Source organism: Flexithrix dorotheae DSM 6795 (assembly GCF_000379765.1).
Classification (GTDB): domain Bacteria; phylum Bacteroidota; class Bacteroidia; order Cytophagales; family Flammeovirgaceae; genus Flexithrix; species Flexithrix dorotheae.
Genome location: NZ_KB903431.1, coordinates 471460 through 487603 on the forward strand (window position 1 = coordinate 471460; position 16144 = coordinate 487603).

General features: G+C 36.0%; 13 protein-coding genes. 7 read left to right on the forward strand and 6 right to left on the reverse strand.

Translation table 11 applies throughout. From position 1 onward, the window contains the following. Positions 1-3: 3 nt before the first annotated feature. The 3 genes from A3EM_RS0105955 to A3EM_RS0105965 all read left to right on the forward strand — a co-directional run bounded on the left by A3EM_RS0105955 (position 4) and on the right by A3EM_RS0105965 (position 6239). Positions 4-1407, forward strand: a complete 1404-nt coding sequence (locus A3EM_RS0105955; RefSeq protein ID WP_020527262.1) for a sigma-54-dependent transcriptional regulator — start codon at positions 4-6, stop codon at positions 1405-1407. Then, on the forward strand, positions 1397-2752 hold the full coding sequence (locus tag A3EM_RS0105960) for a sensor histidine kinase (protein ID WP_020527263.1): 1356 nt from the start codon (positions 1397-1399) through the stop codon (positions 2750-2752). The genes A3EM_RS0105955 and A3EM_RS0105960 overlap by 11 nt, the downstream gene beginning before the upstream one ends. A gap of 316 nt (positions 2753-3068) precedes the next feature. After that, positions 3069-6239 (forward strand): hypothetical protein, encoded by a 3171-nt coding sequence (locus A3EM_RS0105965; RefSeq protein ID WP_157637753.1) that lies wholly within the window; start codon positions 3069-3071, stop codon positions 6237-6239. Between the two features lie 271 nt (positions 6240-6510). On the opposite strand, the gene A3EM_RS0105970 is transcribed toward A3EM_RS0105965, so the two are convergent. Next, the gene (locus tag A3EM_RS0105970) at positions 6511-6969 is read right to left on the reverse strand and encodes a hypothetical protein (RefSeq protein WP_020527265.1); all 459 of its coding nucleotides are present in this window, start codon (positions 6967-6969) and stop codon (positions 6511-6513) included. 326 nt (positions 6970-7295) lie between these two features. On the opposite strand from A3EM_RS0105970, the gene A3EM_RS0105975 reads away from it, so the two are divergent. From A3EM_RS0105975 to A3EM_RS0105990, 4 genes are all read left to right on the forward strand, one after another. Continuing rightward, positions 7296-8000 (forward strand): (Fe-S)-binding protein, encoded by a 705-nt coding sequence (locus tag A3EM_RS0105975; RefSeq protein WP_020527266.1) that lies wholly within the window; start codon positions 7296-7298, stop codon positions 7998-8000. Between the two features lie 69 nt (positions 8001-8069). Further along, entirely contained in the window at positions 8070-9440 is a 1371-nt protein-coding gene (locus A3EM_RS0105980; RefSeq protein WP_020527267.1) for a LutB/LldF family L-lactate oxidation iron-sulfur protein, read from the forward strand. Positions 9441-9465: 25 nt separating this feature from the next. Continuing rightward, entirely contained in the window at positions 9466-10422 is a 957-nt protein-coding gene (locus A3EM_RS0105985) for an NAD(P)-dependent oxidoreductase (RefSeq protein WP_020527268.1), read from the forward strand. 97 nt (positions 10423-10519) lie between these two features. Beyond that, positions 10520-11146: a hypothetical protein gene (locus A3EM_RS0105990; protein WP_020527269.1), complete on the forward strand. Its 627-nt coding sequence runs from the start codon at positions 10520-10522 to the stop codon at positions 11144-11146. Between the two features lie 17 nt (positions 11147-11163). Here the strand turns inward: A3EM_RS0105990 and A3EM_RS0105995 are convergent, their stop codons facing one another. The 5 genes from A3EM_RS0105995 to A3EM_RS0106015 all read right to left on the reverse strand — a co-directional run bounded on the left by A3EM_RS0105995 (position 11164) and on the right by A3EM_RS0106015 (position 16080). After that, positions 11164-12450 (reverse strand): bifunctional folylpolyglutamate synthase/dihydrofolate synthase, encoded by a 1287-nt coding sequence (locus tag A3EM_RS0105995; protein WP_020527270.1) that lies wholly within the window; start codon positions 12448-12450, stop codon positions 11164-11166. Positions 12451-12534: 84 nt separating this feature from the next. Further along, positions 12535-13431, reverse strand: a complete 897-nt coding sequence (locus A3EM_RS0106000; RefSeq protein ID WP_020527272.1) for a hypothetical protein — start codon at positions 13429-13431, stop codon at positions 12535-12537. Between the two features lie 55 nt (positions 13432-13486). Continuing rightward, entirely contained in the window at positions 13487-13879 is a 393-nt protein-coding gene (locus tag A3EM_RS0106005; RefSeq protein WP_020527273.1) for an ExbD/TolR family protein, read from the reverse strand. 164 nt (positions 13880-14043) lie between these two features. Then, positions 14044-14739, reverse strand: coding sequence for a MotA/TolQ/ExbB proton channel family protein (locus A3EM_RS0106010; RefSeq protein WP_020527274.1), 696 nt, complete (start codon positions 14737-14739; stop codon positions 14044-14046). A gap of 270 nt (positions 14740-15009) precedes the next feature. Next, the gene (locus A3EM_RS0106015; RefSeq protein ID WP_020527275.1) at positions 15010-16080 is read right to left on the reverse strand and encodes an HU family DNA-binding protein; all 1071 of its coding nucleotides are present in this window, start codon (positions 16078-16080) and stop codon (positions 15010-15012) included. Between the last annotated feature and the right edge of the window lie 64 nt (positions 16081-16144).

The following is a 16144-nucleotide window of genomic DNA, read 5'->3' on the forward strand; positions in this document are numbered from 1 at the left end:
GTCATGGGCAAAAAGGTTAATAAAAGTGGGAAGATTTTAATTATTGATGATAATGAGGATATCTTAAGAGCGGGGCGACTTTTTCTCAAAAGGCACTTCCTACAGGTGGATGTAGAGAAAAATCCGGAGAATATTCCTGATTTGCTAAATAATGAAAATTATGATGTGATTTTGCTGGATATGAATTTTACCAAAGATGTAAGTAGTGGGCACGAAGGGTTTCTTTGGTTGGATAAAATTTTGGAGATTGATCCTTCTGCTGTGGTTGTGATGATTACGGCTTACGGAGGCATTGAAATGGCTGTGAAAACCATCAAAGAAGGAGCCACTGATTTTGTATTAAAACCCTGGGAAAATGAGAAATTACTGGCCACCTTGTCTTCGGCTATTAAACTTAAAGAATCGCGAACTGAACTGGATGAACTCAAGATTAAGCAAAAGCAACTGACCCATGATATAAATAAATCCTTTCCCGAAATTATTGGCCAAAGCCCATCCATGCTCAAGATTTTTGAAACGATTTCCCTTGTAGCAAAAACTGATGCTAATATTTTAATATTAGGTGAAAATGGGACTGGTAAGGAACTTATCGCCAAAGCTATTCATCAGCAATCCAACAGATCTGAAGAAATTTTCATGAGTGTAGACTTAGGAGCAGTAAGTGAAACACTATTTGAAAGTGAATTGTTTGGGCATGTTAAAGGTGCATTTACAGATGCCAAAGAAGACCGCCCCGGAAGATTTGAAACAGCCTCAGGTGGTTCCATATTTTTGGACGAAATTGGGAATTTATCTTTACCTCTTCAGGCTAAACTTTTAACAGTTTTGCAAAACCGAACGGTGACAAGAGTGGGTTCCAACAAGCAAAGAACGATAAATATAAGACTAATTTGTGCTACGAATATGCATCTGTATGATATGGTGAAGGAAAAAACCTTCAGGCAGGATTTATTATACAGAATAAACACGATTGAAATAAATTTGCCTCCATTAAGAGAAAGAATAGAAGATATTCCATTATTGGCAGATCATTTTTTAAAATTCTATAATAAAAAATATAATAAAACGGTGAGAGCTTTGAGCCCTGCTCTATTAAAAAGAATGCAGAAATACCACTGGCCGGGAAATATTAGAGAATTGCAACATGCCATGGAGCGGGCTGTAATTATGAGCCAGGGCTCGGTACTGGAACCAGAACAGTTTTTCTTTAGTGGAGCCGGAGGACAAAAGTCTCCGGAGAGAAGTGGAGACGAAATTTCGCTTGAAGATTATGATTTAGAGAAAGTGGAAAAAATTCTGATTAGAAAAGTGTTGCAAAAACACAATGGTAATATAAGTAAAGCGGCCAGCGAACTAGGTTTAACCAGGTCTTCATTGTATAGAAGATTAGAAAAATATGAACTTTAAAAATTTTAAGTTAGGGATAGGGATTCGTGTAATCTCCCTTACGGTTACCCTGATAATATTTGTCTACTTATGGTTTGAACAAGAAAAGCATTTAAGTGCCGTATTAATTGCATTTTTGGCCATTTACATTGCTTTCAATTTATACCATTATGTAGAAAATACAAACAGAAAACTTACTCGTTTTTTGGAGTATATAAAGTACTCAGATTTTGCATCAGGGTTTGCCGCAGACAATAAATTAGGCAAAAGCTTTAAAGAATTAAATGCCTCGTTTAATGAGGTTTTAGAAGCTTTTAGGCAGGCAAGGTCTGAAAAAGAGGAGCATTGGCAATATTTAAATACGGTGGTTCAACATGTAGGCATCGGATTAATTTCCTTTGATCTGGATGGCCAAATACAGTTGCTCAATACTGCTGCTTGTCGATTGTTATTTATAAATAATATTTTAAATATTTCTGAATTAGGGGATATGCATCCTCAACTCACGGAAATGATTCAGAAGATGGAGCCAGGAACAAATTTTTTGTTCAGGAGTAATGAACAACAACTATCCATTCAGGCAACAGAAATTCGATTGAAAGGAAAATCCTACAAGCTGATTTCACTTAAAAACATTCAAAACGAATTGCAACAAAAGGAGCTGGAATCATGGCAAAACTTAACCAGTGTGCTTCGTCATGAAATTATGAATTCCATCACTCCCATATCTTCTTTAATTTCAACTTTGATTGAAATATTTGAAGAGGAACTTCCCGAGAATTTTGAAGAAGTTGGTACCGCTGAAATTACAAAAGAAACTGTGGAAGATATAAAGGAAGCGTTCACTACAATTCAAAGGAGAAGCCATGCTCTTATTAGGTTTGTAAATGCCTATAAAGACTTTACCCATATTCCAAAACCAAAATTCCGAATGATTTTGGTAAAGGATTTATTGGATGGTATGGTCAGTCTACTTCAAAAAGAAATTCTAAAGAAAGAAGTAGAATTAAAATATCAGTTAAATAATCCTTCACTCAGAATTACGATTGATCCTGAATTAATAGAAATGGTATTGATCAATTTACTTAAAAATGCTACTCAGGCTGTTGAGGGAAAACAAAATGGAGTAGTTGAATTAATAGGGGGATTGGACGAAAATCATCATACTACTATAATTGTGGCTGATAATGGACCAGGGATTATTCCAGAGGCACTTAATCAAATTTTTATTCCATTTTATACAACAAAAAAAGAGGGGTCTGGAATAGGTTTAAGTTTGTCCAGACAAATAATGCAGCTTCACAAAGGTTCTTTAACTGTTAATTCCATGCCTAATGAAAGAACTGAGTTTAAACTTACCTTCTGAGTTTTTCAGTATCATTACTTGAAAATTTGTTTGTAAAAAAGGTTGATTTTTGGTGGAAACCTTACCTCTAAAAGAGATGAAAAAAATTCTTCTAGACCAGAAATCAAACAAGAACTCCCATCACACGTTATTTTACCAATTAAAAATCGACTTTTTATCCCCTTTCAGTCTTTTAAATTAAGGAATTGTAAGGGATTTTGTATATAAAACCAACCTTAATTAACAATTGGTCAAAACAATCTTAAAATATCCTTCAATACTATAAAAATAAAAAAGACGTATTCAATTTAGTTTTTTGAAAAATATCAACTGAAGAATGATGATATCTATACTTAGATTATTCCTGTTTGGCCTATTTCTTACCATTTCAGGGTTTACATTAGGGCAAACAATGGGATTAACAGGGGTGATTACCATTGATGGAGGAAAAGTGGTGACCAATAATAAGGAAAAGAAAGTTTCCTTAACTATTGAAGCAGTAGGTGCAAAAGAAATTATGATTAGCAATAATGGTAGTTATACAGGTGCCAGATGGGAAAAGTTTGAATCCAGAATTCCTCATTGGAGACTTGCAGGGGAGGATGGTGTAAAAACCATTTATGCTAAATTTAGAGATTCTGATGGTAATATATCCGAAACAATTACTGCTACCATAGAACTGGACAGAACTCCTCCAACAGATGCCACAATTTTGGTAAACGGAGGGAAAGCTTTTACCAACAATAAAGCAAAAACGGTTCAACTGGAATTGGGTGCAATGGATGCTCACCAGATGAGAGTGAGTAACAGAGTAGATTTTTTAAGTGCACCCTGGGTGCCTTTCAGAACAGCTGTGAAATCCTGGAAACTTACTCCATCTAATGGAAAAAAAACAATCTATGCTCAGTTTAAGGATAAAGCTGGGAATATTTGTGAAGCTGTTTCAGCTGATATTACTCTGGATTTATTACCTCCCGTAAATTGTAAAGTAGAAATTGAATCAGGAGCTATTTACGCAAAAAATAAAACCGTAAAACTTAAACTAAAGGCTGAGGGTGCTTCTGAAATGATTATTAGAGGTGGAGAAGAAGGATGGATCCCTTTTACTGAAACAATTGAATGGGAATTACCTGATGGGGATGGACAAAAAGATGTGTATGTGAAATTCAGAGACGAAGTTGGGAATCAATCCTCAGTAGTTTCTGATAATATTTTGGTAGATACTAAACCTCCATCTAATGGTTTATTGTTAATCAATAACGGCAGTAAATATACCAGAAGCTACAGTGATATTCATTTAAAAATTCTTGCTACTCAGGCTTCAGAAATGATTATCGGAAACGATAGTTCATTTAATGGCAGTGAGTGGATTGGCTACACTCAAAATATTCCCAGTTGGTTAGTCTCTGATTCTGATGGAGAAAAAACTGTTTATGTGAAATTTAGAGATAAAGCCGGTAATGAATCTAAAGTTTACAGGGATGATATCATTTTAGATAAAACTCCACCACAACAACCATTCATAAAAATTGTATCAGAAGGTGCTTCATATGACAGTATTGCAGGGCAATCAATTATCAGCAATGATGCAAAAGTAGTTGGATTACAAATTAATGCTGTAGATGCTGATTATATGATGATAAGTAATATCAGTAGTTTTTATGGAGCCAGGTGGGAAAAGTTTAAATCAAAGTATGACAATTGGGAACTTGGAGGATCTAATGATGGTGACAGGTCTGTATTTATTAAATTTAGAGATAAGGCAGGAAATATTTCAGAAGTTGCCCATGATAAAGCTGAGGTAGATACTCAACCTCCGGTTGATTGTAAAATTTCTATTGATAACAATAACGAATTCTGTACGGATGAAGATAAAAATGTAAAACTTCAATTATTTGCAAGAGGGGCTGATTTTATGATGGTGAGTAATGACCCAACTTTTAGTGGGGCTACCTGGGAGCCTTATACTAAGCATAAGAACTGGAAATTAGAAGGAGAAGATGGAATCAAAACAGTTTTAGTCAAGTACAAGGATTTTGCAGGAAATGAATCTGAACATGAAGTTGATGATATTATTTTGGACAGGAAACCTCCATATGCCTGCGAAATTACAGTTGATAAAGGTCAGGAGGTAACTATGCATCCTGATAAAGTAGTATTGGTAAAAGTTAAAGCAAAAGATGCAATTTTAATGCAGGTTGGAAACGATGAGGATTTTAAAAGTTCAAGATGGCAAGGGTACTCAAATCTAAACTTTAATTGGGTATTAGCAGGAAATGATGGAGAGAAACAAGTATTTGTTAGATTTAAAGACAAGGCAGGAAATATTTCCCCAATATATGGTGACTCTATTCTACTTGACAGGACTCCTCCAAAAGAAGGAACGGTTGAAATTAATGATGGAGGAAAAATTACCAATAACACAAATAAACTGGTAAAACTGAAACTTTTTGCTGAAGATGCAGTCGAAATGAGATTTAGTAACAGGTTCGATTTTAAAGAACCTGATAATTCTGATTCACCTTGGATACCATATGCAGAAACTGCTGATTGGAGACTTATGGGCCCTGATGGCTTGAAAACAGTTTATGTCCAGTTTAAGGATCATATTGGAAATGTTTCGAAAACTGCATTTGCAAGAATTGGGGTGGATAGGGAAGCGCCTAAGCAGGGAAGAATTTCCATAGACAGAGGGGCAAAGTATTGTACAGATGTTAGTGGTTATGTTACCCTTGATCTTTATGCCAAAGAGGCGGCATTTATGATGATTAGTAATACTCAGAACTTTGAAAATGCTGAATGGATTCCCTATCAGGGAATTTATCAAAATTGGCTGCTTTCTCCAGAAGATGGGGAGAAAAAAGTTTACGCCAAATTTAAAGATAAGGCAGAAAATGAAACTTCACCTGTTGTGGCAAGTGTATTATTGGATAGACAGGAACCTGTAGGAGAAGAATTAATTATTGAAGCGGCTATTGTTACTCAGGATGGAATAAAATATTCCAATGATCCTACAAATAATGCAGTAATTAATATAAAAGCGGAGGGAGCTGAAGAAATGATTATTAGTAATAGTAATCATTTTAAATCGGGAAAATGGGAGCCATATGCAGAGAAAAAGAACTGGACTTTATTAGGAGGAGACGGTCCAAAGGTAGTTTATGTGAAATTTAGAGATAAGGCCAGAAACGAGTCTTCTATTGCAAGTGATAAGGTAATTCTGGATACTCAACCTCCTATCCCTCAATATGTGAAAATTGATGGAGATAAGCAATCTACGGATAATACAAGGGTAAATCTTACCATTAAAGCACGGAATGCAGATTATATGATGATTTCAAATGATTCCAAATTTGAAGGAGCTATTTGGGAACCATATGTTGCCTCAAGAGAATGGGATCTTGAACCCGGGGAAGGATTGAAAAGAGTGTTTGTGAAATTTAAGGATGAGGCACAAAATGAATCCCCTCATAAATGGGCAGATATTACTCTTGTTAGTGGATATTAATCTAAAATAAAACCTAAAAAAAAAAGGACTGTTTCATTTATGAAACAGTCCTTTTTTTCTTTTTCCAATTTTGAATTATATGGAATTTAGTAATGAATTATATCATCCAATTTAATAGGAAGAAAATTATGAGATGGGAGAGGAGATTTTAACAAAACAGATTTAAATAGATAAATTCTGGATTTTGTACTTCAATATTTTTTATAAAAAAAGGAGATTGAAAAAGCGATCTCCCTTATTTTTGGGTTCCTCAATATATTTCTTTAAGAACTTATTCTTCTTTCCCGGCTTCCATTACTGCATAGTTCTTTATAGATTCGAATTTTTCTTTGCTCATATTCTCATTGGCAGGACCACATGTTTCTGGTTTATAGGATTTCCCCGATTCCCACCATTCTTTCGCTTGATTTTGAGCCAGTTCGTGGTCAATCTCAAATAATTTAGCATAAGTGTCTGAAACGATCCAAGGGTCATTTTTTGACGCATACTTATTAAATATCATGCCTCTCATTTGAGTGGCAGAAGGATCGTTTTGTTCAAAATGAGCAATGGTATAAGATTTAGTTTCTGGTTGTAACATGATTAAGTCCCAGAAGGATTTAGAATCGATTATTTGTGCAGATGTCAGTAAGTAGCCTTCTCCATATTCCAATAAAGTCTCAGATACATGACATTTAATTGCGGCAGGTTTTTTAGTTTTTTTGCCAAAAACTTTAGATAAAAATCCCATTTTAATAGAGCGGATTTATTAATTAGTGAATTATTGATAATATACCTATTGATACGATTTGGTAAATATATTGAATAATTAAATTATACGATTGGTGAATATGAATGGATTCTGGTAATTAATATACTTAACTGGAGAATGCCTTGAAAATCCTTCCCGATTTAATTTCCAATTCTTCCATTAGGGTAAATGTTATCCTAATTTCAGGAAAGGTCAGGAGAGAATAAATATTATTAATGATTAATATTGGTGTTTTATAAGGAATTTGAAAAAATCCAGGGGAGGATAGGCGGTTAATTCTTCCCTTAAAACCTGAAATTAAGAAAATGAAAATCGGATTGTTTATCCCATGCTATATTGAACAATTCTATCCAAATGTAGGTGTAGCCACCCTGGAACTACTGGAGAAATTGGGATTAGAGGTCGAGTATCCATTAGACCAAACTTGCTGTGGACAGCCAATGGCCAATTCTGGTTGTGAAAATGATAGTTTTGCCACCACCAGATTGTTCAAGGAGAATTTCAAGAACTTCGATTACATAGTTGGTCCTTCAGGAAGTTGTGTGCTTCATATTAAAGAACATGCGCATTTGGATAATGTATTTGAATTATGTGAATTTTTAACAGATATCGTGAAGGTGAATTCTTTTGAAAAAATATTTTCACGTAAGGTTGGATTACATGTGAGCTGTCATGGACAAAGAGGTCTGGGATTGGCTCAATCTTCAGAAATTGTCGGTGAAGATTATTCCAAAATGAGAAACCTTTTGGATAAAATTAAAGGCCTGGATCTTATTGAATTGGAAAGAAAAGATGAGTGCTGTGGTTTTGGTGGTACTTTTGCCGTGGCAGAAGAAGCGGTTTCTGTAAAGATGGGAAAAGACAGAATAAAAGATCATATCGCACATGAGGCGGAAATTCTCACAGGAGGAGATATGTCTTGCCTAATGCATCTGGAAGGTTTAATCAACAGGCAGGGGAATTCCATTAAGGTAATGCATATTGCCGAGATACTAAACCAGGCTATGTAATTCTTGCATTTGTTGAATAAAAACAGTTTTAAATCATTTCAAAGGAAATTTAAATTCAAAAATATTATCATGAATCACCCCAAGGCTGCAGCAGAATTTAATAAGGATGAAGCGAAAACTGAGTGGCACGATAAAGCGCTTTGGTTTGTAAGAAAGAAAAGAGATATAGCCACTCATGGCATTCCTGAATGGGAACAACTTAGGGAGGAAGCTTCAGCTATTAAGGCAAATGTGCTTTCCAACCTGGATAATTACCTTATCGAATTTGAAAAAAATGCCCAATCTAATGGAATAAAAGTTCATTGGGCAAAAAATGCTAAAGAACATAATCGGATTGTTCATGAAATATTAAAGGCAAAGGGAGTAAAAAAGCTGGTGAAAAGTAAATCTATGCTTACGGAGGAGTGCCATTTGAACCCTTATTTGGAGAAAAATGGTATGGAAGTAATTGATACTGACTTGGGAGAAAGAATTGTTCAGTTGGCCAAAGAACCTCCAAGCCATATAGTTTTGCCGGCAATTCATAAAAGGAAAGAGGAGGTTGGGGAAATTTTCCATGAGCATATTGGTACTGAAAAAGGAGCCAGTGACCCTCAATATTTAACAACTTCCGCCAGAAATCATCTAAGGGAAAAGTTTTTGAAAGCGGATGCTGCTATTACAGGGGTGAATTTTGCTATGGCCGAAACAGGTGGGGTAGTGGTTTGTACCAATGAGGGAAATGCCGATTTGGGAGTGAATATGACTCCTTTACACATTGCCTGCATGGGTGTGGAGAAAATTATACCTCAATTAAAGCATTTAAGTGTTTTTTTAAGGATTTTGGCTAGAAGTGCTACTGGTCAGGCAATTACAACTTATTCCTCTCATTTTCAGAAACCAAAACCCGGTTCTGAAATGCATATTGTAATTGTAGATAATGGAAGATCTGAACAATTGGGGCGAGAAGATTTCAGGAAATCGTTGAATTGTATCCGGTGCGGTGCCTGTATGAATACCTGCCCGGTTTACAGACGAAGTGGGGGACATAGTTATGGTTATACTGTACCGGGGCCAATTGGATCCATTCTTTCTCCTGGAAAGGATTTGAAAGAACATAGTACTCTTCCCTTTGCCTCTTCTTTATGTGGTTCGTGTAGTGCAGTGTGCCCCGTGAAAATCGATATCCATACACAATTATATAAATGGAGGCAAATTATTGCTAAAGAGGGCCATTTGGCTCCCTCAAAAAAAATGGGTATGAAGGTAATGGGCTATGTTTTCACCAAACCCAAACTTTACAGAACTTTGGGAAAAATTGCCAGAAATAGCCTGTCAGTTTTGCCAAGATTCATGATTTATAATAAATTTAATGTGTGGGGTAAGGCACGGGAACTTCCAAAGCCCCCTAAAGAAAGTTTTAGAGACTGGTATTTAAAAAACAGGCCGAAAAGAAATTAACAGGAATATTTGAAAATTTGCCATTATGTATAAAATTTTACTTACCCATCATTTACCTCAACCCGGAATAGAAAAACTTCAGCAATCAGTAAATTTAGAAATTCCTAATCCTGATGGAATGAATTATGATGCCATTTATGAGGTGATTGAATCATATGATGGACTAATACTTACCGGAGGGGTGAAAATTGATGAACAGCTTCTGGATAAAGCCAAAAAGCTTAAAATTATCGCAAACTACGGGGTAGGTTATGATAGTATAAATACCGTATATGCAAAGAAAAAAGGTGTGTTAGTAACTAATACTCCTGATCCCGTAATTGAACCAACAGCCGAAATAGCCTTTGGTCTGATGGTTTCCCTTATGCGAAATATAACAGCACTGGACAGAAAACTGAGGGAGAATCCAGATTTCAAATGGGATTTTATGCAAAATTTGGGAACACGGATGTATGGGAAAACTTTAGGTATTATTGGCTTCGGGAATATTGGGAAAGCTGTGGCAAGGCGGGCCAATGCTTTTGGAATGAAGGTGGTGTATTTTAACCGATCAAAAAAGCCGAAGGAAATTGAAAAGGAATTTCAGGCTGATTTCCTCCCTTTTAATGAACTTTTAAAAACGGCTGATGTTATCTCCCTTCATGCTCCTTATACAAAGGAGACTTACCATTTAATTGGCAGGGAAGAATTGCTCCTCATGAAAAAAACGGCATTTTTAGTGAATACCAGCAGAGGACCGGTGGTGGATGAAGCTGCTCTGGTCACTGCACTTCAAGATAAAGAAATTTGTGGAGCAGGGCTGGATGTATACGAAAATGAGCCAAAAATTTCCCCTGAACTATTGGAAATGGATAATGTAGTGTTAACTCCCCATATTGGCACAACCACCCTGGAATCCAGAACTGATATGGCATTGTCCGTATCAGAAAGTATTTTAACTTTAATTGATGGTAAAATTCCGGTAAATGTGGTAAATTCATAATGCAGGGATTCTTTTGATTAATCGAAAAGTTGAGTTTTTTAAACAATATAATCCTGTAATTCTATTTATAAAGGTGGATTTTTTATGATTTTTTGCTATGTCTCCCAAACATTTTTTCTTTACAGTTTTATCGGTTTTCTTTTTGAATTTTCCAGGGGTTTCCCAAACTACCAAAGTAGAAAAAGGAAGAGTTGAATTTCCCGGATATAGAATTTTTGAGGGTGCATTTGATATAGATTTTACCACACAGTCTATAGGTGTTTCTGAAGGTAAAAGCTTCCAGATAGAAGAAATTGTTGCATTCAACTATTTCGATACAGATTTAAATGTAGAGCGGGTTTTTAAAACTTATGAGGAAATTAATCAGGATAAGAACTTTTATGAACTAGTGCTTGAAGGAAAAGTGGAAGTATGGAGGAAGCAATATGGAGGACCATTGGAAAAAGACATGCTTCAGCAAAGTCCACTGTTGTCTGACTACGATCAAAAGTTTGATTATTATTACAAAGCTGAGGAAAGTCTGGTATCAATGGAAGAATTCAATACCACCATGCTCCCTGAAATTTTAAAATATCATAACAAAGAAATCAAAAAATTTATCCTGAGATACAATCTAAACCTGGATTATACCACCCACCAAATCTTACTTTTAAAATATTACAACTCATTGTACTCCCCTGAAATAGAAAATCTTAGGCTGGAAAAATTATTGACGATTAAATAAGTGTATGGAGAAATTGATCATAATTCTTCAATTTCCGCGACTACAAAAGTACTTCCCCCGATAAAGATGAAATCATCTGGACTGGCCATTAGTTTAGCCTTTTTGATAGCATCCTTTACCGAATGGATTACCTCTCCCTTTAATCCTTGTGAAAAGGCTGTTTCTCCAAGTGTTTCGGCATTCAACCCTCTGGGAATTTCCGGCTGACAAAAGAGATAATAAGCTTCTTTAGGCAACAGATTTAATATCTTTTTGATTTCTTTATCTTTCACCATTCCCCAAACCATAAAAAGTTTTACAAACTGAGTTTGCTTGATTTGGTCCAGAATCATTTTAATACCTTCTTCATTATGCCCTACATCACAAACTATTTTTGGTTGCCTGGATAATTCCTGCCATCTTCCCTTTAGCCCTGTGTTTTTAAGCACATTTTCAATTCCCTTTTCGAGCTGATTTTGATTAATTTTAATGGCTCCCTTGTCCACTAAAACTTCCATGGCGGTTAATACCCCACATAGGTTTTTCAACTGGTGACTTCCAATTAATGGCAAGTGAAATTCCCGATTAGAAATTTTATCTCTTTTATGAATGGAAACCTGATCCGATCCGCTTATTCTTTTACAATTGAAAATTGAATCAGCAAAATGAATAGGGGCGTTTTGTTTTTGAGCTATGGTTTGGAAAACTTCAGTAGTTTCCTGTTGGCTTTCAGAAATAACCACCGGTACTCCTTCTTTGATAATCCCTGCTTTTTCTCCGGCTATTTCAGGAAGTGTAGTTCCTAAAAAATCCATGTGATCAAATCCTATATTTGTGATAAGAGATAATTCAGGTAAAATAATATTTGTAGAATCCAGCCTACCGCCTAAGCCCACTTCTATGACAGCATAGTCTACCTTTTTTTTTGCAAAATATTGAAAGGCCATAGCCACGGTAATTTCAAAAAATGAAGGTGATATTTCTTCAATAAATTGCTTGTTTTCCTGAATAAAGTCGATGACGCTACCTTCCTCCATTTCAGCTCCATTTACCTTAATTCTTTCGGTAAAACTTTTGAGGTGAGGGGAGGTGTACAAGCCTGTTTGGTAGCCCGCCTCCATCAATATTGAAGTTAATAAATGAGAGGAACTCCCTTTACCATTTGTCCCTGCAACATGAATTGATTTAAACTTTTTTTGCGGCTTCCCCAGATGGTCGCATAACCTGTAAATATTATCCAGACTTTTTTTAAAAGCACTGCCTCCCACCTTTTGAAACATAGGCAGCTGAGTGTACATATAATTTAAAGTCTCCTGATAATTCATTATCTTGTATGTTGGTTTTTATAGAAAAGCAAAAAAGGAGGATAAAAATGAATTTACCCTCCTTTTTTATGGAATTATTTTTTCCTATTTGGCAGTAATAATAAATGTAATTTTACCTTTTGTAAGTCTCGATCTGGAAGCACCCGGATCCACAGGTGTAAAAACAAGGTCGTAAACAGATTGCTGGTATTTGGCAATAATATCCCTGTCAACTACAGATGACATGACTCTTTGCACACTCACCACCTCACCATCTTCATCTATTTTTACCTCAAATTCAATTCTTCCCGTTACGGATGATTGATCATTTACTACAGGTGGTGATTCCCATCTCCATCCTGGCATTTCCAGAGAAGAACCTCCCTGGCCCGTACTTTTTCCTAAAAGTGCATCTGCATTTACACTGCCAGTTGGATCTCCCATATCTCCAGTACCTGTGGTATTACCATTGCTATTGGGCTTGGCCTCATTACTGGTACCGGTTCCTCCCAACGTTGTAGCAGGGTTAACCACTTGTTTAGGCTCTTCCTTTGGAGGTTCCTCCACTGGTTCATTGGGTTCCTCTTTTGGTTTTTCCTTTACCTCTTCCTTAGGGGTAGCGACTACCGATTCTTCTACTTCTGCATCAGTAGCTGCAACAATCTCTTGAGGAGCCTCAGTTTCTACTACCTCTTGAGCAGGAGGCGTTACCTGAGGTTGAACCGGAGTAGGTTCATTTACAGGTGTCTCCTGTATAGGCTGTGGTTTCGCCTCGTCTAGGCTTTTGTTATCATTGGCGATCGATTTACTTTGGATATCACCACTACCTTGAAGATCATTTCCAAAGTTTACTTCTATCCCCATATCATTCAGTGGTTCAATAGAAGGTCTCCAAACCACCACATTTAAAATCATGAAAATTAATAGGGAACAAATCACAATAGTGCTTATGATACCCACTATTTTCGCCCGTTTTTCTTCTGCTCTTAATTCCTGTTCCATGGTATTTTTTTTTGATTATGTTATTTACTAACAGGGAAAGAATTAAAATCAATCCCTATTCAGGTTTTGTGGAAATGGAAACTTTCGCATTGAGCTTTTTAGCGATCCCAGCCACATTTACCAGGTTTTGCACCGGAACATCCTGGTCACATGAAATCACAATACCATCGTGTTCATGACCGGATAAATGATACCTCAATTCTTCTTCAAGGATATCAAGTGGTACTTCTATACCATTTACGTAATATTTCAGGTCTTTGGTAATACCCACCTCAATATTAGGCATCACTTTTTTGGAAGCCTTGCTTGAAGGCACATTTATATCCAGCCCTGAAGGTGTAACAAAATTGGATGTAAGCATAAAAAAGATCAGCAGGAGGAAAATCATATCTGTCATTGAGGACATATTGAAAGTAGGATCCACCTTATTTTTTGAACTAAAAGCCATAGTATTAGCTATTTAAGTAGTTAATCAAAATAAAACCGTGCTTTCATTTACCACAAAGGCCTGTATGAGAGATTAAAATTTCCCAAAAATAAAAGCACCGGTGCTTATATCAATAATAATTTAGAAACTGCAAGCTGTTTAAAAGAATTTGCTTAAACCTGCTTTTAGTTAGGTTTTTGAAGCAGATCAATGAATTCAATAGATGTTACCTCCATTTTATGAACTACATCAGATACCTGTCTTACCAGATAGTTATAGCAGATATAGGCAATAATTCCTACAAAAAGACCTCCTGCAGTTGTAATCATGGCCTCATAGATACCGGATGAAAGTAATTTAGGACTAATTGAACCTTCTTCCTGAGAAATGGCAATAAAGGCCCTAATCATACCAATTACAGTTCCGAAGAATCCAATCATTGGAGCCGCTCCAGATATAGTTCCTAACACGGAAATATTTTTTTCTAATCGGTAAATTTCAATCTTACCTACATTTTCAATAGACGCTTCAATATTTTTTAAAGTGGAACCAATATGGTTAAGTCCGGTAATCAGCATTCTGGACATTGGAGTTCCCACATTTTTGCAGGCATCTGTAGCTCCTGCAATATCTCCACGCAAAACAGAAGCATTTACTTTATCCAAAAGTGGTTGAGGATCTTTTTTGGCCTTTTTTAATAAATAAACTCTTTCAGCAAAAACTGCGAAGGCCACGAGAGCCAATACACCCAAAACAGCCATAGTCCAGCCGCCTTTCAAAACTATTTCCCAAAGCTCTACCTGATCCTGTAAAATAGGACTGGTAAGTCCTTCCTGGGCTAAATTAAGGGTGTCTTCCTGAGCATTTTGTAATACCGACATATTATTTGTTTAATTATTGAATGATATGTTAAAAAGGAGAAATGGGTTTTGGCCCATTTCTTTTATTGGTTGATTTATTTCTGAACTAAAAATTGTTGACAAAAAATGAAAATCAATTACCCTACAAAAACAGGTAATTATGTAGATTATTATCTTAAATAAGTTAAAAAAATAGTAAAAGCATAAAAATACAAGTAGCTATTATTCAGTAATATATAAAATTAATTTTAAGGTTAATTCTTTGTTAAATACAATTTAAAAATTATGGTGCTAAAATTTGAAAACCCAGATACTCGAATAATCAGATTTTGCCTCTTCAGCTTTTTGATCAGCATCCGATTTTTTTGCATAATCGGCTATCGATAGCCTGAATTTATCTGATCCGGCTTTCACTATCTTTGCCTCCGAATATCCTTTATTTTTAGCTTTTTGCAAGCCTTTCTCAGCCTGAGTCTGGTTGGTAAAGCTGGCCACACTCATATACCATCTGCCCGTCTTGTTTTCGATTAAAGAAACTCCATTATTGTCATTTCCTGAAGAAGCTGAGACTGGTTCCTCAGGAGTTGATTGAGGCGCTGGATTTTCATTTGGTTCCGAAGTTTTATTTTCCGTTGGTGTATTATTATTTTCCGCAGGGTTCGGCTCATTATTAGCCGCTTCGGAATTCCCCTGATCGTCCTTTTGGCCTACCGGATTCAGCGTTATGGTTTTAGGTTCTTCCTCTACTTCTGAAGAGGATTGAAAAGAATCAATTAAGGCAAATGCCTTTTCCTGAGCGCCTTTGTCAATTAATAACCAAACTGCAAAAACTGCGATTACTACAGCTGGAACAAGAATGGTCCATAATGTTGCTTCCGAAATTTTTTTGTTTTTATCCTTATTCTTTGGATCACCGACTCTGTTTTTAGTAGAGGTAGACACTGCACTTGGCTTTACCTGAATTTTGGGAAGACCAAAGCTCGCAGGGAAGATATTAGGTTCTTCAATTGGTTTGAAAGCAATATTATTGAATACTCCCTTTTCAAAATGCCCCAGCCCTTCTATGGTTATTCTTTCCCCGTTCTCTACTGCCTCTTTTACTTTTTCATTGAATTTTTTAATATCCTCCTCAATTTCTTCAGCCGTGACATGTTTTTTTTCCACTACAAATTCCACCAGACTGTCATAGCCAAGAGAATAGGCCGTATCATCCACAAAATTCACCTTTTTTGTAGGAGGCATGATCACGCCTTCATCCTCTCTGATTATGGCATTTTTTACTTCAGTTGAAAATGTTCCAAATCCGGGAATAGAAACTTTTTCTTTCTCCAAAAGAGCTTCCATGAGGTATTGTTCTACCATTTCTAGTTGTTATTATGAGCCTGAATTAAAAGTGATAATTCAATTTACAATTACCACTTTTTAT